This is a genomic window from Rhodococcus sp. P4_C10 (genome assembly GCF_056402135.1).
This window is the reverse complement of the sequence record NZ_JBFUHZ010000013.1, coordinates 1-19599: the sequence shown is the minus strand read 5'-3', so window position 1 is coordinate 19599 and position 19599 is coordinate 1. Positions and strand designations below refer to the sequence as shown.

The window sequence follows — 19599 nt, the reverse complement described above, 5'->3', positions numbered from 1 at the left end:
TCCCCGAGGTGCGACCTGGGTGGGGCTGTCCCTCGTCCGCCCGCGCGGCACCGTTCTCGCCTTCGGCCGCGCCGGAGTCAAAGTGTCGACGAACTGATTGAGAACTATGTTGGCGTCACATCGTTTGGCAGCGCGGATAGCAAGTTTTCGAACTTGGGTAACGGACACAAACATGACGGGGCACTCTCGACTTTCGCCTCTAGACGCCAGACGGTAGCTGCCTGTCTCAGGTTCCGGCGCGAGCTGCAGCCGCCCTCGGCCGCCGCTTGGTACTACTTGCCGTCGGTGCGGAGGTTCTCCCGTCATCGCCGCCAGAAGGGCGCCTGGATTCCGATGCCGAGGTCGCCGAAAATCGTACCCGCTTTCACTTCCACCAACACCCAGGTCACCGCCCTGCCTCATCCGATCAACCGATATCGGCGCCTCCTTCGGTCGTATGCATCGGTGGTCTTGACCTGGAAGGGTTTCCGCGCGTTCAGCGCGCGAGGAACTCGACAGCAGCGGGGGCGAACGTGTAGTGGAACTGGAATATGCCGCCGTGTCCGGAATCGGGATAGATGATCAGTTCGCTTCCGGGGATTCGGTGGTGCAGATCTTCGGAAAGGTTCGACGGAACCATGCGATCGTGATCACCGTTGGCGATCAGGGTGGGCTGGCTGATCGACGACAGATCTACCGGTGTGGAGCGTCCCCACCGTTTGATCGCTTTGAGCTGGGTCAGGAATGCCTTGACCGATACGGGTGTATCCCGGTCGTCGGTCCTCTCCTCGAGTCGTTTGACGAATGTGCGGGCGGCCAGTTTGCCGGTGGCGTTGCGGTTGAAAAACAGGAACTCCTTCGGGTCGGACCGGGTCAGGGTCGCGCGCAGCATGTCGTAATACGTTGTGCCGGCGACCTTGTCGATGTCCTTACCGCCAGCGGCGCCGGTGCCGGTGAGGATGAGCCGACGGACGAGTTCGGGATGCTGGACTACGAGTTCCTGGGCAATCATTCCACCGAGAGAAAAGGAGAAGACGTCTACCTTCTCGAAGCCCAGGGCTTTGATGAAGGTGACGGCGTCATCGGCCATCGCCTCGATGGTGTCGGGAACTTTCCCGGTGGAGGCGCCGACACCGCGGTTGTCGAAGGTGATGACGTGGCGCTCTTTCGCGATGGGATCGATGATTCGTGGGTCCCAGTTGTCGAGGTTCGCTGCAAGGTGTACGAAAAAGACGACGGGGATTCCGCCCGTCGGCCCCAGTTCGCGGTACGCGTAAGTGACGTCGCCGGCGGTGATAGTTCGGGTCGGAGCCTTCGCATAAGATGTGACGACGGGGTCGGTACTCATCGTGATGTCCCTGTTTCGGTTGTGGGTTCGTTGCGTCGGGTATTACTGATGACAGCTTTGCCCCGGATACCACCCTTGCTCAGTGCCTGGAGGCCGTGGGGTGTCTCTTCGAACGGGAAGACCTGTCCGACCACAGGGCGGAGTGCGCCGTCGTCGACGAGTTGCGTGATCTTGCGGAGTTGGTCACCGCTGGCATGCATGAAGAGGAATTCGTAGCTCACGCCCAACTTGCGGGCCCGTCGGCGGACACCGGCACTGAGCCCGGTGATCGCTAGGCGCAGTAGCGGATTGAGTCCGATCTTGCGGGCGAAGGCTGGATCCGGGGGGCCCGAGATCCCGATTGCCTTCCCTCCAGGCTTGAGTACCCGGAGGGATTTATCGAGGTTCTCCCCGCCGAGGCTGTCGAGTACCAGATCGTAGTCGTGCACTACCTGTTCGAAGTCCTCGTTGCGGTAGTCGATTACGGTGTCGGCACCGAGTTCGCGAACGAAGTCCGCGTTGGAGGCGCTGGCCGTGGTTGCCACTGTCGCGCCGAGGTGCTTGGCGAGTTGGATCGCTATAGACCCGACTCCACCGGCCCCGGCGTGGATGAGGACCTTCTGTCCAGGCTGCACATTGCCGCGCTCGACCAGTGCCTGCCACGCGGTCAACGCCACCAGAGGCAAGGAAGCTGCTTCCGTCGTGCTGATCGAGGCCGGTTTGAGGGCCAGATCTGCCTCCGCGACGGAGATCCGCTCCGCAAACGTACCGATGCGATCCTTGTCGGGTCTGGCGTAGACCTCGTCCCCGAGCTTGAAGGAACGCACCTTTGCCCCGACCCGAATGACGACGCCGGCAACATCGTTGCCGAGTACCAACGGCAATGTGTAGGGCAGGATCTGCTTGAACTCGCCGGTGCGGATCTTCTCGTCGAGCTGGTTCAGTCCGGCCGCATCCACCTGCACCAGAACGTCGAGTTCGCCGACAACCGGCTCCGGTACATCGGATACATGAAGTGGCCCTTTGTATTTGGTGACGACAAACGCTCTCATGGCTTGTGGCTCCTTCTGCTCAGTGGACGTGGTGGTCATGACCGCGACAACTTCCGGTCAGCGATTCAGGCGTCTGTGGCCTTGAGTTGGGGGTACAGCGCCTCGATGGGTGCGCTGAGTCCCGCCTTGACCTGAGCGGACGCTTCATCGGCGAGGACTTCGTACTTGCCGGCCTCGACCGCGTCGAACACTCTGCGAACGAGTTCTGCGGGTTGAGTTTTGGGATCGGTGGAGTGTGCGGCCATGGCAGTGTCGACGTAGCCGACGTGCACGCCGACGACGTGGACGCCTTGTGGCGAGAGTTCGAGGCGTAGAGAGTTGGTCGCCGACCACAACGCCGCCTTGGTGGCGCTGTAGATACCGGCGACGGCGTACCAGCTCAGTAGAGAGTGGACGTCGATGATGACCGACTCGTTCTTGGCGGCAAGGATCGGTGCGAAAGCACGAGCGAGAAAGAGAGGACCGAGGAAGTTGGTCTCGACGTTGGCGCGGATCTCCTCATCGGTATGAGTGAGGATGCCGGCGCTGGACGGCGACGCGCCGGCATTGTTGATCAGAACGGTCACGTCCGGTGCGGCGGCGACGGCGGCCTGGATGGCCGCGGGATCGGTTACGTCGAGGGTGAGAGGGACAATCCGCTCGTCGTCCCAGTCGCGGGGGTTGCGTGCAGTGGCGTAGACCTTCGACGCGCCGCGGGCGAGGGCTTCGCGGACGAAGTGGGTTCCGATGCCGCCGTTCGCTCCGGTGACGAGGACGACGGACCCGTTGAGTGAGGGCATGTCAGGCTCCTTGGGTTGCGTTGCAGGTGGTCAGACGTGTGCGAGGGTCGGGTAGTCGGTGTACCCGGCTTCACCGCCGCCGTAGAGGTTGGTCGGGTCGACAGCGTTCAGCGGCGCGTCGAGGCGCAGGCGCTCGACGACATCGGGGTTCGCCAACGCGAACTGTCCCAGCGGCGCGATATCCGCCAGGCCGGCATCGATGTCGCCGACAATCTGCTCACGCGTGCGTCCGTAACGCACCACGAGTACTGCGGTCGGCCACACGTCGCGGAAAGAGCGAAGCAACTCGTCGTCACCGACGTGGTGCACGTGAAGATATGCAAGGTTCAGCGCCGCGAGTTCCCCGACCAGGTGCGTGTACTGGGCGCGGACACCGTCGATATCACCTTCGTTTACACCGCCCAACGGCATCGACGGCGACAGACGGATTCCTACCCGGTCCGCTCCGATCTCCTCGGCTACTGCCGCGGCGACCTCGATCACGAAGCGGGATCGGTTTTCCACCGATCCGCCATACTGATCTGTGCGGTGGTTCGAGTTGGGGGAGAGGAATTGGTGCAACAGATACCCGTTCGCGCCGTGGATCTCCACGCCGTCGGCGCCGGCCGCGATTGCGGAAGCGGCGGCGTGGCGGAAATCGGCGATCGTGGTCTCGATGTCCGCCGTGCTCAGCTCTCGCGGCACCGGAGTCTTCTGCGGTCCGGTCGCGGTGAAGATGTCCTGATCGGCAGAGATGGCCGACGGAGCTACCGGTTGATGGTGGTGGGTTGTGTTGTCGGGGTGCGACATCCGGCCGACGTGCATCAGCTGGATGAACAGTGCCCCGCCTTCGGTGTGGACTGCGGCGGCGACGTGCGACCAGCCCTCGATATGAGCCGGGGTGTAGATCCCAGGAGTGTTCGGGTAACCCTGCCCGTCGTCGGAAGGCTGTGTGCCCTCGGTGATGACCAGTCCGAGCGAGGCGCGCTGGCCGTAATAGGTTGCTGCGAGCGGGCCGGGTGTGCCGTCCGGGTGTGCCCGGTTGCGGGTCATCGGCGCCAAGGCAAGTCGGTGCTGGAGTTCGATGCGGCCGAGGGTGAACGGCTGCCAGAGGGAAGGTGAGGTCATGAGCTGGATGGTCCTTAGGTCGTAGTGTGTCACCGGTCCGGAGCAGATGTGAGGTCGCGTGGGACGATCGAGGGAACATCTGAACCGAATCAATAATGACTTCACTCAGAACTGAATGTACTCATAATCTATTCCCGAAGGGTATCCGTCATGTCATCCGTTCCCCAGCCGGCCGGACGGCGCGAGCGAAACAAGCAGCAAAAGCTCGACCGCATCACCGCCGCAGCCAGCGAACTCTTCGCCGAACACGGCGTCGACGAGGTCACGACCCAGCAGATCGCCGAGAAGGCCGACGTCGGCACAGGGACGGTATTCCTGTACGCCAAGACGAAGGGTGAGTTGCTCCTGCTCGTGCAGAACGCAAACTACAGCGAAGCGCTCCAACGAGGTCGTGCGAATGCGGAGAACATGCCCGACGTGCTCGACGCGGTTATGACGATCGTCCGTCCGATCGTGGAGTGCAACCGCACCCAGACCGACAACGGCCGCACTTACCTACGGGAGATGGTCTTCGGCAACCCCGAAGAACCCCACCACGCGGAAGCACTCGTCATCGTCGCCCAGACCGAGGAGGCCATCGCCGCCATACTGCGCCGAAACGAACGGATCGGTGAGGTCGATGCCGCGACGCTCGCGCACGTGGTCTCCGCGATCATGTTCCTCGCGATGGCAGCCACCATCAACATGACCAGTGGCGTCGACGATCTCACGCGAGATATCAGGGACCAGGTGTCCGCTCTCCTGCCGCATTGACCACCCTGCCGACTCCGCGGAGTGAGGTAGACCCCCGGAACCAATTCAACGATCTCATCGCGGGTTCGTTCAAAACGTAGGGCGACTTCTGTCTCACTAGCATTGTTATCCCAGGCACTCGTCTCAGATCTCCGCGTCAGCGGCAGTTGCTGCTGCTGCTGCGACTACCTATTGGGATTGCGCAGCTACGCATGACGCAGGTGGGTGTCGGATCCAGCGTGATCGACGAGCCAACGCTCGATAGATCGGGCTAAGCCTTAGCGGACTGCGTCCGTCGCCGGAGGCCACCAACCCTGGTAGGCAGGGCTTCTGCCATCCCCTTGGAGCGCGTCCCATCGGTCAGCCCACGCGGCACGGGTCGTGGTTGGCGGCCACGTGCTGCCTCGGAGCTCGAGCGGGAGGAGAGGGTCGTCTCGTATGGACCGTTCGAGTGCGTCGGCGAGGTGCAGCTGGCGCACGACGTCGGGTGTCGTGGTGTCAGCGGCGTCTTGCCGGAGGGCTTCGTCGATGGCCGTGTAGGCGGTGACGGTGTGGTCGTGGGGCCAGAGGGTCTCGGCGATCGCGAGGGGATCGGTGGTCCCTTGGATGGCGAGGTCGGCGGTGGTCGCGGTCGACAGGTACGGACCCGCGTCCACGCGCAACGCGTCGATGAGGTCGTGAGGGCTGACGTAGAGGCCGGTCGAGATGGCGACGGCGCCCAGGTCGCAGAGCTCGCGGCGTAGTGTGTCCCGCACCGTTCGGTCGCGCTCGGGGATGCTCACGGCGATCAGGCGCCAGCGGCCATCCCACGGCGCGTCCCCGGCGTCTTGAGCGAAGGCGAGAGCGAGGCTCTGCCGGTCGCGCTGCAGGCGATGACGCCCGGCGCTGGTGAGACTGAGGGTGCCCGCTCGACCCCGCCCGTGCTGTTCGGCGTCGCCGCTGGCGATGAGGCGACGGATCGCCAGACGCACCGGCTGGTCGGCGATCCCTGCGAGATTGGCGGTGTCGTAGATGTCGGCCAGCAGCGCTTCGCCAGAGACTGGCAGGAATGCCTCGATGACGGTTCGCGGAGCGATCTGGCGCGTCACTGGTCGACCGCGAGTTCCATCGTGGTGTAACCGTCGAAGCCGTACACCGGCGAGAGCGGGCCGAGGGTCCCGCGGTCTACCGGTACGAAACCTTGTCGCTCATATAGGCCGCGCGCTCGGGGATTGCCATCGATCACCGAGAGTCGGACGGTGCGCGCATCGTGCCGCCGGGCACCCTCGGAGGCTGCCCTCAACAGCGCTGTTCCGATGCCGACGCCACGCGCGGCGCGGTCGACGCAGATGCCGTCAAGCACGAGCGAGCCAGGACTGGCCGACCGCGACAGCACAGACAGGACGAAGCTCGCGCGCAGGGCCGCCGGGACCGAGAGCGTCCGTCGCAGGCGAGACCAGCTGAGGTCTGCCGCCCCAGCGCCAGCATCGTAGAAGCCGCAGACCCCGAGAACATCGTCACCGCGGCGGGCGACGAGCATGTGGTCGCGGCGCAGCGCAGCCCGCACGACCGCGATCCCGGTCGGCTCGTCGACGAATCCAGGTCGGAGCTTGCGGCCGAACGCTTCCCAGTACAAGGACGCGACGCGGCCGCGCTCGTCCTCAGTGAAACCTCGGCTTATGAGTACCTCGTCCATGGCCCAAACCTATCGCATAGACTACGAACGTGCAGATAAGGAAACGTAGGCGGCCAGTACTCACCATCGTCTTCACTCTCGTCACAGTCGCGGCGATCGTGACCGGCATCGCTCTCGTCGGCAACAGCTTCCGCTTCAGTCAGAGGGCCGTCACGATCCCCGGTCCTGACGGAGACCTCGCCGGCGTCCTGACACTCCCGAACGATGGAGCAGCGCGAGGTCTCGTGGCGATGGTCCACGGCGATGGGCCGGTCGAGGCGACCCAGGGTGGTCTCTACGCCCCATGGTTCGAAGGTGCGGCCGACGCTGGTTTCGCCACACTCTCGTGGAGTAAGCCCGGTTTCGGCGGTTCGGACGGGGATTGGCTGTCACAGTCGATGGATGATCGAGCAGCCGAAGTCTCTGCGGCCCTCGATTGGGCACTTGGTAACGACGACATTCCAACCGACACGATTGTGCTGTGGGGCGCAAGTCAGGCTGGGTGGGTGCTACCCAAAGTCATCAGTGCTCGTGACGACATCGACGGCGTCGTGGCCGTCGGGACCGCAATCAACTGGCTCCGTCAAGGCCGGTTCAATCTCCTCGCTCAGCTCGAGTACGACGGCGCGGACGCGCAGGAGCGAGAGGGCATCATCGCCGAGAGCGATCAGACGCGCCGACTTCTCGAGCACGGGGCGTCGTACGAGGAGTACCTCGCGACGACGACCAGCATCGATCCGATGACCGAAGATCGATGGGAGTTTGTCCTGCGCAACTTCGACGCCGACGCGACCGAAGACCTGATCGCCTCAGCACCTCGCGCGATCCCAGTGCACCTCATGGCAGGCACACACGACCGCAACGTCGACGTCACGGAGACCGAGAACACCTACCGCTCGATCTTCGGACCGTCCCTCACCGTCACGCACGTCGACGGCGCTCACTCCCTAGCTCGCCCAGTCATGGAGGACAACGACGCCATCGGCCTCCTCACCGGCATCATCTGGCCTCGAGCCCTTCTCGCCCCCGGGGCCGTCGATGACTGCAGGGCATTCCTCTCAGGAGTCGCGCGCTAACCCGTCCAGAAACGACCGATGAGGAGACACACGCACGCAATAGGGGGAGCTATCAATCCGGACGCCAGGCCGAGCGCTGCAATCCGGCGATCGCCGAGCGGGACGTTTCTGGCTCGGCGGCTATGCTCCGGTCCCGCCAGGTACAGATCCGACGTCATCTCCCTTCTATCCCGCAGGATGATGAGGTCAGCGAGCATTCCTTTGGGGGGACAGTGATTGAGGCAATTCTGCCGAACGGTGTGATGGCGGCCGAGCTGTTCGAGGATCCACCCGGTTTGTCCCCTCATCCGATGGAGGCGCCCCTGATCGCACGCGCAAGCGACAAACGGAGACGGGAATTCACCTCAGCACGTCATTGCGCTCGCCTCGCAATGGGCAAGCTGGGGCTCGATCCCGCGCCGATCATGCGAGGCCCTTCCGGCGCGCCGGCATGGCCAAAAGGCGTGGTCGGCAGTCTCACCCACTGCGACGGCTACCGGGCAGCGGTTCTCGCGTACTCGATGCAGGTCCGATCCGTCGGAATCGACGCCGAGCCTCATGGTCCGCTTCCTGACGGTGTGCTCGACGCCGTGAGCCTCGAGGTTGAACGCCAATGGCTCTCGACCGCAGATCGCAGCGACGTGCACTGGGATCGACTCCTCTTCTGCGCCAAGGAAGCCACCTACAAGGCATGGGAGCCTCTCACCGGCCGCTGGCTGGGATTTGAGGATGCGCACATCACGTTCGAGCGAACTGGGCATGACACCGAGGTGTTCGGCACCTTTCGCTCTACGATCCTGGTCCCCGGCGAAACGCACGGCGGGCCGCCGATACACGCGTTCGATGGGCGATGGCTGATCTCGGACGGCTTGGTGGTCACCGCAATCGCAGTCTCCTGAATCGGGGTTCGCATACAGACCCTCCAATGTGGACACGACCACAGCCGAGGATCGCGTGCGCTGTGACTTTCAGCGATAAGTGGCGCGGTTCTGATGACCGAAGGTGGCGGATATTGCAACTTCGCTTGTGGTGGCTATGTCAACCGTCAGTGGCCCCACCTGACGGTGGAATCTGGCCCCACCCGTGGTTGGGTGTCGAGTTGCGAGCCAAGGGGTCGGTGGTTCCCGAAGTGTTCCACTGCTGTGGTCGAGGTTGAGACGGCTGACCAGCGGTAGCGTGACGGCATGAGCGATCCAGGACGGGAACTACGCAACCTGACGTCACCTGCGTTCATCTCCAACGGTGACAACGGCATCCGGAGCTGGGTGTCGAGCGTCCTCGCGGAGCCCGGAGGGCTTCGATTCAGCATCGTCGCGATTCGCACAGATCCTGCCTCGGTTGACGAGCTGCTCGACTCGCCTGTGTCCGCCGAGCTGCGAATGGTCAACGAGGATGGATACTCGACGAATATCCAGGTCGGATGGGGTGGGCATGGGTCACCAGACCGGTACGTTGCCGAGTTCAATGTCCTGCGGTCGTGGATCGATGCGGCCGGTGCTGGCCGCCTCGTTCTCCGTGCCGGAGACACAACTGGTGGGTCGATCGAACTGGATCTCGCCAGATGACTCCCTAACTCGGGAGTGAGATAGCGGTGGAGAACCCCCGTGGCACACAGCCGCGGGGGTTCTCACCCATCTACGAGCCCGTCCCGCCTCCGTCCTACCTGTACGGCCGGGGGTCAATCCTTTGGAGCTGTTCATCGTTGTCGGATAGATGGCCGATCGGTCGGCATAGTGCTGGCCAAGGCTGCCGTCTGCAAGCGTGAGGCGCACTGGTCGACGGATACGCTGTTCAGGATGTGTCCACGACTATGTCCAATACGACGAGAAGCGGGAGAGAATGATGCGGACCCGGAGCCTTCTGGTTCTCCTCCTGGCCGCACTCGCCGTCGCTTCTGGATGCTCAAGCCCGGATCCGGTGCCCGATAGGACGCCGCAGTTCTCGCCCGGGACCTTCAAACTGACGTGGATGTCAACGCGCGACACGACCGGCATCAACATTGCGCACAACACTGTCACTGTAATGCGAAACGGCTTTGAAATCGGAAGGACTGAGACCTCTTCGTCACTGGTAACACCGAGGCGCGAGAACTCGCCAGTCCACGCCGTGTGGTTGGTTGGAGATGGGCCGAGCCCGCGACGCGTCGCAACCTTCAATTTGACCATGCTGGTCGATCGGGGCGTCCGGACAGTGGACTTGGACCCATGGAACGACGAACGGGAGGTCATGGTAACGACGGAGCTGTCGAGCGACGTGACGAAGCCAAGTCCCGACCCCTTCCTTTCGGTAACACTTGAGTAAAGAAGCGCCGCGCCTGGAGTAGCATTCCGCTCGGTCTGTTTAAGTTGCTCAGCGTACGAGACAAAGAGCACGACTCCGAACTCTGTGTGACAAAACAGAATTGAGAGGTCCTTGATGCTTCGACTCATTGACATGACACCCAGCAATCGCCGTTCACGGATGGGAGGACGGCTCGCGCTTGCTGGACTTGCAGCAGCAGCAACATTGGCCGGGCTCGGGACCGGATCCGCGGCTGCACAACCTTCCACGGTCAGCGGATACAGCGCGACGCAGGACGCGGCGGCGGCTGCGGCGTCGGCGACACTCGTGTCCGGAGGATGGAGCTACTCCGCTTGCCACGCAAAGGGGCAAGCCGGCCTGGGCCGCGTCTACAGCTGGTACGAGTGCCGCCCTGTCGGTGGGTCATACCAACTTTGGGTAGTTTTCGATTGCACGATCTGCCGTCCCGCGCCTGACGGCATCAAGGAGTCTGAGTAGTCGATCGGTCCAGGCCTTCGTGGGCTTTGGGCTATCGCTCCGCAATCCATCCTGCGTGGGTGAATTTCGCTGCGAGACGCTCATGCTCGATCGTCCAGCGACGATCGTAGTCCCCGAACGTCTACTACCGTGCCCTCTGCGCACTGTGCGCAGAGGGCACGGGGCAATGCACTCGCCGACCTTCAGCCCAGATCAACCGCCCAAGGACCAGTCAAAATTGGCCTGGTTCAGGCAGTCAAATGCGACGACAGTCCTGGTCAGCGAGACCATCCGAAATTCTGAGAACGAATTCGCCAGGAGATTGCTCCCAGTGATCAGGGATCTCGGCCGGGGTAGCTGATCGAGCACAGAAGGCGATGGGAAGGGCCCAGTGCCTTCTACGATTGGGCAGCAGCCTCTGCCGGTCGTGCGGCTTTGGTGTGGGCGAGTCGGTAGCTGTCGGTGCCTGTTTCGATGATGGTGCCGCCGAAGGTGAGTCGATCGACGATCGCCGCGCACAGGCGCGGGTCGGTGAAGGTCTTGGTCCATCCGGAGAACGACTCGTTCGAGGCGATCGCGACGGAGTTCTTCTCCTCCCGCTCGGTGAGCACCTGGAACAGCAGTTCGGCGCCGCGCCGGTCGAGTTCCATGTAGCCGAGCTCGTCGATGCACAGCAGGTCGACACGTCCGTAGCGGGCGATGGTCTTGGCCAGCTGTTTCTCGTCGGCGGCCTCGACCAACTCGTTGACCAGTTTCGTGGCCAAGGTGTACCGGACCCGGTAACCGGCTTCGGCTGCAGCGGTGCCCAGCCCGATGAGCAGGTGCGACTTGCCGGTGCCGGAATCGCCTATCAGGCAGAGGGGTTGGCCGGTGCGCACCCAGTGGCAGCCAGCGAGTGTGTTGATCGTGGCGGGGTTGATGTTCGGGTTGGCGTCGAAGTCGAAGTCGGCCAACCACTTCGTGCGCGGGAACCCTGCCGCCTTGACTCGGCGGATGCTGCGCCGCCGCGTGCGGTCGTCGCACTCGGCGAGCAGCAGTTCGGCGAGAAACCCCTCGTAGGTGAGTTGTTCGCGTTCGGCGACGGTGAGCATGTCGACGAACCTGGTGCGCACCGTCGGTAGCCGTAGGTCCCGGCAGGCCTGCTCGATCGCGGTGGCCGCGGCCTCGGGAGTCAGGCCCCGCCGGCGCCGCACGGCGGGTGCGGGTGGGGTGGTGGTCATGTCGATGCTCCTGACGAGGTGGTGGGCGCGGCGTCGCCGGGTGGATACTGCCGGCGGGTGAGGAGCTCGTCGTAGACCGAGATGGACGGCGCCGGCCGCTGGTCCGGCGGGAGGCCGGCGATGACCGCGCCGGGATCGACCAGCCGCCGCGCGGTGAGGCTGACGACCTTCTGCTCGACGGGAATCTGCGGGTGAACCCGATGGCCGTCCTCGGACCTTGTCGCTGCGGCTTTGCGGGCCTCGACGGCCACCACGTCCGCCGACGCGGCACCGATGCTCACAGCTGCGCGCAGCCCGGCGATGACGTCGGCATGGTCCATGTGTCGGTGCAGCAGCAGCACCTCGACCAGGGTGCGGGTGCCGTCCTTGTCCCCCGCGACGGTGCGGGCCAGCGCCCAGAACGTGTCGTGGGCGGTGGTGAACGCGCCCGACGCACGCGCCTGGCCGAGCGCGGTCGAGCCCGGGAGCGCGCCGGGTTTGTGGGCCAACACCTCGAGATAGTGGTCCAGGACCAGGGTTTGGGCGCCCTTACGGGTCAGGCGCTGATGACGAGCGATTTCGCGGCGGCCGTCGTAGATCACCACCTCACTCGCCTGGAGCGAGACTCGGACGGTGCGGCCGATCAGGTAGATCGGCACAGAGTAATGGCACTGGCGCACCGTCACCCGCCCGAACCGGTCCACCCGCGGTGTCAGCCACAACCCGGACTCGAAGTCCTCGACCGGCAGCGGCCGCAACAAGGGCTGTTCGAGCGCGAAGTCCTCGCCCACGGTCCGGATCCGCCCGTCGATCCGGCGACTGTCGTCGGCCTCGTCCGCGACGGCGAGGCGCGCGTTGAGTTCATCGAGCGAAGCGACCTTCGGGACCGGGACCAGGTGGTTGCGCCGGAAGCGGCCGACCTCACCCTCGACCCCGCCCTTCTCGTGCGCGCCCTCGATACCTGGGATGCAGTAGAACGAGTCGAACCCGTAGTGCGAGCGCAACAGGATCCAGCGGTCGGATTCCTTCCTGTTGCGCCCGAACAGCACCCGTGAGACCGCGGACCGGAGGTTGTCGTAGCGGATCTTCCCGAACGGAACCCCGCCCAACGTGTTGAACGCGATAACGTGCCCCTCGATGAACGCCTCCTGGCCCTGCGAGGCGAACACCCGATGGACCGCCTTGCCGGAACAGGAGAGCCGGAAGGTGAACAGGAAGCACTTCGTCATCGTCCCGGCCAGGTCGACCCACACGTCCCCGAAGTCGACCTCGGCCTCGGCGCCGGGCGGATGGCCCTGGAGCACGAATGCCATCTCTACCCGCGCGCCGGCCTCGGCGGCGATCTCGGGTCGGCGGCGGGCAACGTAGTCCCGCACCGTCGAATACGACACGTCGGCGAGTCCGTGTTCGTCGATGAGCCGGTCTCGGATTCGGGTTGCGGTGTGTTTCTGTTTGCGCGGTGCTGTCAGGTCGGCCCGGAGCATCTCGTCGATGACCGGTTTGAACCTCTCGAGCTTCGGGGCAGCGCTCGACCGCGGTTTGCGTGGAGGTGGGATCGGTGACTCCAACGCCGCACGGACCGTGCGGCGGTGCACACCGTGCCGGTCGGCCAGCGCCCGGATCGACAGATTCTCTCGCCGCGCGTCGCGGCGGATCGCCTCGAACAGTTGCACCCGATACGGCTCCAACCCGAACCCCTCACGGCGGCGGTGTGGTGGAACCGATCATCCGCCCGGTCGCGGCGCCAGGGCTCGTGGGCGCCGAAACCGTCGCCCCGGGCGTGTCGGAGGTGGGGCCAGTTATCTCCGTCACCACTCACCCGACTACCCGGGGGTGGGGCCAGATTTCTCCGTCATGTGGGGCCAACTAACCCTGGCAGAACCACTTGTCGACGCCGGGTGGACTCGACCAGGTGATTCATGGTCGGGGCCACCCGTATCGGACGTAGAATGGGAACTTCTTCGGCCGGCGCCGGTGTTCGGGGGTTGGAGCGGGCCGCCAGGCAGGGAGGTCCGTCGATGAGGCAACGTCACCGTCTACGCCAAGCATCCATCGTCGCCGGAGCCGGCGTGGCACTGCTTCTCGCGGCACACCCTGCCGCCGCCGCACCGATTAACACTGTCTTCCCTATTCCCGTCGCCGCTCTCGCCCTCAGCGTCGGTTCGTCCGAACTCCCGTGGTCGGGCTACACCTACGTGACCGCCACTACCGATACTGACACTCCGGGAGTGACCCGTCTGGGGCCGTATATCGGTGTTCACGTCCACTGGCGAAACATCTCCACCGGTGCAGCGGGTGTCGCATACCTCGGCAACCGCGACGGCACACCGGTCGAGACCGGTTCCGGGACGGTGATCGCCGTGGCCACGGCGCCCGGTGGGGTCGACGGGATCAACTACCGGATATACGTCATCACGCCCGGCGCCGGTGTCTGGACGGTCCCCTGACCGGCGTGGACGGTCGGGTCCGAACGGCAACCCCCGCTGTCATGGGACCGTCGTCCGTGCGACTTCGGCGGGCACTGCTCCTGAGGAGGCGATCTGGATGCTGGATCCCGGCTACTTCGGGCCGATCGGTGTGGCCGTCATGACTGCGATCTACTGGTGGACCCTGACATTTGGATGAGCACGCCGACAGCGGGCGGTAGGAGGCGATGGCGATGATCGCGTACCCGTACGACCTCGCATGGTGGGGGCCGCTCGTGCCCGTGGTGATTGCCGTGGTCGATTTCCTCAACTCCGTGACCAGGGGCTGATCGAGGTGGACTGGCCGTGGTTCTACTGGCTGATGTACCCGCCGTTCTTCAACGACCAGCAGCGGCAATGGGCCCTGGAGAACATGCCCTGCTGGCTTGGCAACTACTACAACTGCCGGTAGGGGAAGCGATTCCGCAACCAATCTCGCTAGGTGATCGAAATGGACCGGACTGTCTGGCTCTTGTGGATACCAGCACCCATCCTGGAGAAGCTGCTGCCAGCCCTCCCTTGCTACTTCACCGGGAACTGCTAGTGAGGTGATCGAAACCTGGCCCCGACTGTTCTTGGAGGTTGTCATGATCGATTTCGTTCGCCGAGCGGTCGCATGCGCGGCCGTCGTGGCCGGTTCGGTTCTGGCGCCGGCGGCCGTCGCCTCCGCCGCGGTCACCGTTCCGTTCCAGATCGACCCGGCGTCATTCGGAAACCCGAACGGCAGCTTCGATTTCCCCTCGGTCCGCTGCGTGGCCGTGGTCGGCGAACAGTCTGGGGCGGTGACGATCACCGGCCCGGAGGAACGCAGACGGGAAGGCAGATCGGGGTGCCTACAACTGTCCGAAGTGCGCTGGCTGAACCTGTCGAACGGAGCCTCCGGCTCCACCCCGATGTCGATCGGCTTGGACGGATACCCGGAAGCAGTCCTGCCGACCGGGACCGGGCAGGTTGTCGTCGTCGTCGTAGACACCGGCAGCTCGTTCGTCACACCGGGCGTCGCAACCTTCTACGTTCCGTAGGCGACGGCCCCACTGTCCGGGAGGGCGCGCGGGTCTCCCGCTCACCAAGTGGTCGCCGGCTTCGACTGTGATCTTCAGCGATAGATGGCACGATTCTGAGGGTTGAAAGTGGCAGGGTGTCCGGGACCGACGCCCGCGTCGGAGCCCGGGGAAAGCACTCGTGGAGTTACCGGCGCGATCGAATCAACCGTCCGAACTTTCATTTGTAAAGGCCAAGGTCCGCCAGCCAGTTGATTGCCACTAGCGCGAACGGGGTAAGCGGACCCAACCACACGCCGAGGCTCAACATCATCATCACCTCCTCGGTTACGGGCAGTGACCGCCGAAGTCGCATCCGATGATCGACCACAATGCAATCCGCCACTCGATGGGCAGTGGCAGTCGATATGTCCACCATGTCATGAACTGTGGGTTCGTTTCCGGTGTCATTGGCAAGCGGCCCATCGGCCCAAACCTCATGGCAGCGACCGTCCTGTTTGACGATCGGCAACCAGCGCACCCGACACCGGTTCCGGACTCGATCCCAGGCAGGGGAGACGCAGACAGGAAGTGTCCTGTTTATCCGTCCTGCACGCCAGTCCTGGATAGGCTTCCTATGACGCACTGGGGTTCCCTCGTGACCGAGTCCGGGAGTGAGGTCGACGGGGGTGGACCTCTAGCGAGAGCCTCCTCCGCGCGACCGTCAGGTATCGGTGCGATAACTAGGAATGGGACTACTCCCCGACCCCGTGTCGTGGGCCTGCGTCCATGGCGCTATATAGCCGGGTCAGTCGGTGGTGCCTTCAGTGTTCGTGGCCGGGTCTGGGTGCTGCTGTGCCTGGCGGAATTCGGTATTGATGCGTTGGGCTTCGATGAGTTGGTCTTCGAGGATGATGATGCGGCAGGCGGCGTCGAGTGCGGTGCCCTGGTCTATCAGTTCGCGAGCGCGGACGGCGATGCGTAGCTGGTATCGGGAGTAGCGTCGGTGGCCGCCTTCGGATCGCACCGGGGTGACCAGTTTCGCGGTGTCGAGGCTGCGGAGAAAGGCTTGTGTGACGCCGAGGAGTTCGGCGGCGCGTCCCATGCTGTACGCGCGCGGGGGCGCGGGGGGGTGTGGGGCGGCGGGGCGCCCCGAGGGGATTCACTTGAACAGACCAGCCATTCGGCCGGCTTCCTTACCGGTTCCCCGCCTCGGCGGACGGGACGCGATCGTGTAACAGCTGACCGTGCACCACCTCCTAGTCGGGACTTTTCAATGTTCCGGGGCGGCGATCTTGCAACCGCCCCGGGTGCGACGCCTGCGTGCGTCGCTTTTCCTGCAACTTCCTGTTCCCGCTCTACCAGGCTCGTCTGGCTGCCCGGTAGAGCGGCGGGACGCGTCGAGTCTTCCGAAACACACTCAACACATCTTCTCGACGCGTCCCGCCCTACTTACCGGTCTTCCTTCATGCGGGCAGTTCGTCCTCTGCCACGCCCATTGGATCCGTCTCTCATCTAACTGGAAGATTACAATGGCGACATTCGATTGTCTACAGTCACCGCTGCAGAATTTTCGTGATCGCGGTCACTCACCCGAACCTGCAGTTCAGAGCACCTGAAGCGGGTCTCATGGCGGCGCGCGCGCCATCCGAGGGCGCGTTGTGCGCACCCGGCCTCCCGGTTCCCTCCGGCGAACCCCGCACTGACAGAATGAAACCCATGCCACTACCCCTCGACGCGGCGTTCAGGCGCCGCGTATATGCGGATCGACAGCGCGTGAGAGACGACAGGGAACGGGTGGCCGGAACAGATCGACGGTGGCCGGACGACGGTGGGGCCGTGCAGGGGCGGGTGATCCCGCTCAGCCATGCCACCGCGATGAAATCCGCGCGCGCAGAACTCGCCACCCGCGCGCGCAGAACTCGCCACCCGCGCGCTGTTCCTGCTCACTCAGATCGGGGTGGACACCTCTTACTGGACGCACGTGTTCCCGGGCTTGGCGGCATTCGGCTTCGGCCTGGGCCTGCTGATGGTGCCGATGCAGAACCTGGCACTGCTGCGCGTCCCCAACCGCGATGCCGGCGCCGCCAGCGCCCTAGCGAACGCGGCGCTGCAGGTCGGCGGTGCGCTGTTCACCACGGTGTACGCGTCGGCCAAGGGCTCGTTCCAGGCCGACAACCCGGCGCCCACGCCGCCGCCCGGCTTCCCGGCGGACGCGATCCCGTCGGATCTGTCGAACGCCACGCCGCTGCCGCCCGAGCAGATCGCGGCCATGCCGGCGCCCGCGCAGGACTTCGTCGGCAAGGTCATGGACTGGGTCTTCGGCACCGAGGTATCGGGCTACGCGCACGCGTTCGGCTGGGCGGGTGCTCTCGTCCTGGCTATCAGCCCGCTGGTGATGGTTCTGGTCCGCGCCAAGAAGGGCGACCTGCCCGCCGAGGGTGCGGTCGGGATGCACTGACTGCACCCCACCCCGGGGAAGTTGAAGGGTCCCTTCGTTGAACGGTTCCCCGGAAGTTGGACTGAAGAAAGTCAGTTCCGATTTCCGGGAGCCGTGTCATGTGTGTACGAAGGTCGTTGTCAAAGCAGCAGCGCGTTGCGGCCGAGTGCCGACGGCGTCCGCGATGGTGTCTTTTTGGGGCTTCGGAAGGGTGACGGTGGAGACCGAGAGTCAGCGTGGCCGCGATGATCTGGCGTCGACTCGGATCACGGCTGTGGAAATGGACATCTTCGCACGGAATTTCGTGGACAAGTGTCGTGAAAGATCTTGAGAATCCCAGGTGGCTCGGACAAGTAGGCCCGGAACCTACAAGAAAAAAGCTGCTGCTGTAGAAATTCTACGGCGTAGAAAACGGGTTGGTCACTCCCGCTGGGACACCGCATCCGGCCCGTGACCTCGCGGTCGCGTTCTCACCGCGGTAGCCGGCACTGACTCCCGCGCTCGCCGTCCACCACCGCAGCCCGGCTGTACGAACTCACCGAGGACACGAACCCTCGGTGCTCACGGTCGACCGCGCGATCGGCGCCGTCGACGACGCCTTCGACGTGCCGTTGCAGTACGGCAGCCGGATCGGCCGGCGGCTGGGGCAGTAGATCCCGGCCCGGGCGCAGCTGTCCACCGTTCAGATGACATCGGCCGTGGCAGCGCCTATTTCGGCGCTTGAGTGGACGTAGTCTCCGCCCATGACACATCTCGTACCGGGCAAGGTCCAGGCCCCCACCCGGACCAACCTCTCCGCCCAGATCGGGTTGTTCTCCGCGTTGATCGGATTGATCCCGGTGGCGCTGGTGTTCGGATTTGTCGGCATTCACGAGGTGAGCCGCCGGCCGCACGAGAGCGGGTCTCGACTCGCCTGGGCCGCGGTCGCCCTCGCAGTGGTCGAGATCATCGTCATCGTCACCGTCGGCGTGATCTTGGCAGTGCAGAACGGCTCGCCTTCGTCCAGCAAGACCCGCTACCGCTACGACTAGCTCTTGGCGCCGACAGCTTTCGTCGCGAGGACGTTCCACCAGTTCCCGGCGACGTTGATGGTCGGCCCCTCGATCCGGCCCGGGGCCGTGAACTGTCCGGTGACGATGCGGCCGTCGACCTGGCCGACCCCGGTCAGCGTCGAGTACACCCGCTCCGGCGCACCCGAGACGGTGACGGTCGAGGTGAACAGTCGCGCGTCGGACAGCCCGTACCGCAACGGTTCTGCGTTGGTGGCCGTCGTGGTGACCTCGAGCGTCCGGCCGCCGGCGGTCGCGGTGTAGCGGGCGCAGTTCTGCGCGAAGTCGGTGACCGCGTTGAGGCTGTCGGCGGTGGACGCGGTGACGGTCGTGGTGAACGTCTGGCCGGCGGCGGTGTTCTCGCCGACCTGTCCGGCCCACTGCCCACCACCGCCGTCGACGATCGCCCATAGCGCCGCGCCGTGGGCGCCGTCGGGGCCGCAGTCCGTAGGGGAGTAGACCAGGTCCTCACTGCTGCCGGCGGCGGCGCCGATCGCGGGGATCGCAGAGCTCGGCCGGTCGGCTGGATCGGTGATCTCCCAGCCGTCGAAGACGGTGCGGGGGAAGTCGAGGGCGGTGACGGTGTTGGCGTGCAGATCCGCGGCGGCGTTGGTGTTGTCGGTGTCGGTGTTGCTGCAACCGGCGACGGTGAGGGCGAGAAGTGCGGCCGCCGTGACGGTCCGCAGGACGGGACGAGTGCTCACAGGTAGTCCTCGAGGGGTCGGGGGGAGTGGTGTGGACACCATTGCCGACCTGTTCTCCACCGAGTTGCAGCGGCGGGGCGGCTACCCGACCTGTCTGGTTGGTGTCGCTGTTCGTGCCCGGCCTGGGTCAGTCGAGTGGTGGGCCGGGCACGATCAGCACACTGGCTAGGCGTACCCGGCCATCAGGTTGGTGCCAGACGGCTGACCGGCGGGAGTCCGCCGAGTGCGCTGTGGCGGCGTCGAGTGTTGTAGTGCTCAAGCCAGGGCGCAAGTGCGGCGGTCCGCTCGGCGTTGGTGATGAAGACCTGCCGGTACGCCCA

General features: G+C 64.7%; 19 protein-coding genes. 8 read left to right on the top strand and 11 right to left on the bottom strand.

The genetic code is table 11. The features are described from left to right. Positions 1 to 475 precede the first annotated feature (475 nt). The 4 genes from AC1DWC_RS11445 to AC1DWC_RS11430 all read right to left on the bottom strand — a co-directional run bounded on the left by AC1DWC_RS11445 (position 476) and on the right by AC1DWC_RS11430 (position 4277). On the bottom strand, positions 476 to 1327 hold the full coding sequence (locus AC1DWC_RS11445) for an alpha/beta fold hydrolase (protein ID WP_477908118.1): 852 nt from the start codon (positions 1325 to 1327) through the stop codon (positions 476 to 478). Continuing rightward, positions 1324 to 2358, bottom strand: coding sequence for an NADP-dependent oxidoreductase (locus AC1DWC_RS11440; RefSeq protein ID WP_477908198.1), 1035 nt, complete (start codon positions 2356 to 2358; stop codon positions 1324 to 1326). The genes AC1DWC_RS11445 and AC1DWC_RS11440 overlap by 4 nt, the downstream gene beginning before the upstream one ends. Positions 2359 to 2423: 65 nt before the next feature. Beyond that, positions 2424 to 3137 (bottom strand): SDR family oxidoreductase, encoded by a 714-nt coding sequence (locus AC1DWC_RS11435; RefSeq protein ID WP_477908116.1) that lies wholly within the window; start codon positions 3135 to 3137, stop codon positions 2424 to 2426. A gap of 30 nt (positions 3138 to 3167) precedes the next feature. Beyond that, on the bottom strand, positions 3168 to 4277 hold the full coding sequence (locus AC1DWC_RS11430; protein ID WP_477908114.1) for an alkene reductase: 1110 nt from the start codon (positions 4275 to 4277) through the stop codon (positions 3168 to 3170). 117 nt (positions 4278 to 4394) lie between these two features. Between AC1DWC_RS11430 and AC1DWC_RS11425 the strand changes: the two genes are divergently transcribed. Continuing rightward, positions 4395 to 4997, top strand: a complete 603-nt coding sequence (locus AC1DWC_RS11425) for a TetR/AcrR family transcriptional regulator (RefSeq protein ID WP_477908112.1) — start codon at positions 4395 to 4397, stop codon at positions 4995 to 4997. Between the two features lie 257 nt (positions 4998 to 5254). On the opposite strand, the gene AC1DWC_RS11420 is transcribed toward AC1DWC_RS11425, so the two are convergent. After that, a complete protein-coding gene (locus AC1DWC_RS11420; RefSeq protein ID WP_477908110.1) occupies positions 5255 to 6064 on the bottom strand; it encodes a hypothetical protein in 810 nt (269 codons plus the stop codon). Continuing rightward, positions 6061 to 6651 carry a GNAT family N-acetyltransferase gene (locus AC1DWC_RS11415; protein ID WP_477908108.1) on the bottom strand — a complete coding sequence of 197 codons (591 nt, stop codon included), beginning with the start codon at positions 6649 to 6651 and terminating at the stop codon, positions 6061 to 6063. The genes AC1DWC_RS11420 and AC1DWC_RS11415 overlap by 4 nt, the downstream gene beginning before the upstream one ends. 29 nt (positions 6652 to 6680) lie before the next feature. On the opposite strand from AC1DWC_RS11415, the gene AC1DWC_RS11410 reads away from it, so the two are divergent. The 3 genes from AC1DWC_RS11410 to AC1DWC_RS11400 all read left to right on the top strand — a co-directional run bounded on the left by AC1DWC_RS11410 (position 6681) and on the right by AC1DWC_RS11400 (position 9250). Continuing rightward, on the top strand, positions 6681 to 7706 hold the full coding sequence (locus tag AC1DWC_RS11410; RefSeq protein ID WP_477908106.1) for an alpha/beta hydrolase family protein: 1026 nt from the start codon (positions 6681 to 6683) through the stop codon (positions 7704 to 7706). Positions 7707 to 7918: 212 nt separating this feature from the next. Next, entirely contained in the window at positions 7919 to 8584 is a 666-nt protein-coding gene (gene npt / locus AC1DWC_RS11405) for a 4'-phosphopantetheinyl transferase Npt (protein WP_477908104.1), read from the top strand. A 285-nt stretch (positions 8585 to 8869) separates the two neighbouring features. After that, complete coding sequence (locus AC1DWC_RS11400; protein ID WP_477840906.1) at positions 8870 to 9250, top strand: hypothetical protein; 381 nt, start codon at positions 8870 to 8872, stop codon at positions 9248 to 9250. A 1590-nt stretch (positions 9251 to 10840) separates the two neighbouring features. Here AC1DWC_RS11400 and istB read toward each other — a convergent pair. Then, a complete protein-coding gene (gene istB, locus AC1DWC_RS11395) occupies positions 10841 to 11662 on the bottom strand; it encodes an IS21-like element helper ATPase IstB (protein WP_477908102.1) in 822 nt (273 codons plus the stop codon). Further along, a complete protein-coding gene (istA, locus tag AC1DWC_RS11390; protein ID WP_477908100.1) occupies positions 11659 to 13329 on the bottom strand; it encodes an IS21 family transposase in 1671 nt (556 codons plus the stop codon). The genes istB and istA overlap by 4 nt, the downstream gene beginning before the upstream one ends. Before the next feature lie 381 nt (positions 13330 to 13710). Between istA and AC1DWC_RS11385 the strand changes: the two genes are divergently transcribed. Both AC1DWC_RS11385 and AC1DWC_RS11380 read left to right on the top strand, forming a co-directional pair. Continuing rightward, positions 13711 to 14088: a hypothetical protein gene (locus AC1DWC_RS11385; RefSeq protein WP_477908098.1), complete on the top strand. Its 378-nt coding sequence runs from the start codon at positions 13711 to 13713 to the stop codon at positions 14086 to 14088. Positions 14089 to 14693: 605 nt separating this feature from the next. Further along, the gene (locus AC1DWC_RS11380; protein WP_477908096.1) at positions 14694 to 15128 is read left to right on the top strand and encodes a hypothetical protein; all 435 of its coding nucleotides are present in this window, start codon (positions 14694 to 14696) and stop codon (positions 15126 to 15128) included. A 766-nt stretch (positions 15129 to 15894) separates the two neighbouring features. Here the strand turns inward: AC1DWC_RS11380 and AC1DWC_RS11375 are convergent. Further along, positions 15895 to 16191: a MerR family transcriptional regulator gene (locus AC1DWC_RS11375; protein ID WP_477908094.1), complete on the bottom strand. Its 297-nt coding sequence runs from the start codon at positions 16189 to 16191 to the stop codon at positions 15895 to 15897. 855 nt (positions 16192 to 17046) lie between these two features. On the opposite strand from AC1DWC_RS11375, the gene AC1DWC_RS11370 reads away from it, so the two are divergent. Both AC1DWC_RS11370 and AC1DWC_RS11365 read left to right on the top strand, forming a co-directional pair. Further along, positions 17047 to 17547, top strand: a complete 501-nt coding sequence (locus AC1DWC_RS11370) for a hypothetical protein (RefSeq protein WP_477908092.1) — start codon at positions 17047 to 17049, stop codon at positions 17545 to 17547. A 722-nt stretch (positions 17548 to 18269) separates the two neighbouring features. After that, on the top strand, positions 18270 to 18557 hold the full coding sequence (locus AC1DWC_RS11365) for a hypothetical protein (RefSeq protein WP_477641398.1): 288 nt from the start codon (positions 18270 to 18272) through the stop codon (positions 18555 to 18557). On the opposite strand, the gene AC1DWC_RS11360 is transcribed toward AC1DWC_RS11365, so the two are convergent. Next, positions 18554 to 19279, bottom strand: a complete 726-nt coding sequence (locus tag AC1DWC_RS11360) for a hypothetical protein (protein WP_477908090.1) — start codon at positions 19277 to 19279, stop codon at positions 18554 to 18556. The two genes, AC1DWC_RS11365 and AC1DWC_RS11360, sit on opposite strands and share 4 nt — an antisense overlap. A gap of 182 nt (positions 19280 to 19461) precedes the next feature. Beyond that, positions 19462 to 19599: integrase core domain-containing protein (locus tag AC1DWC_RS11355; protein ID WP_477908196.1), on the bottom strand; the 138-nt coding region annotated here is incomplete at its 5' end.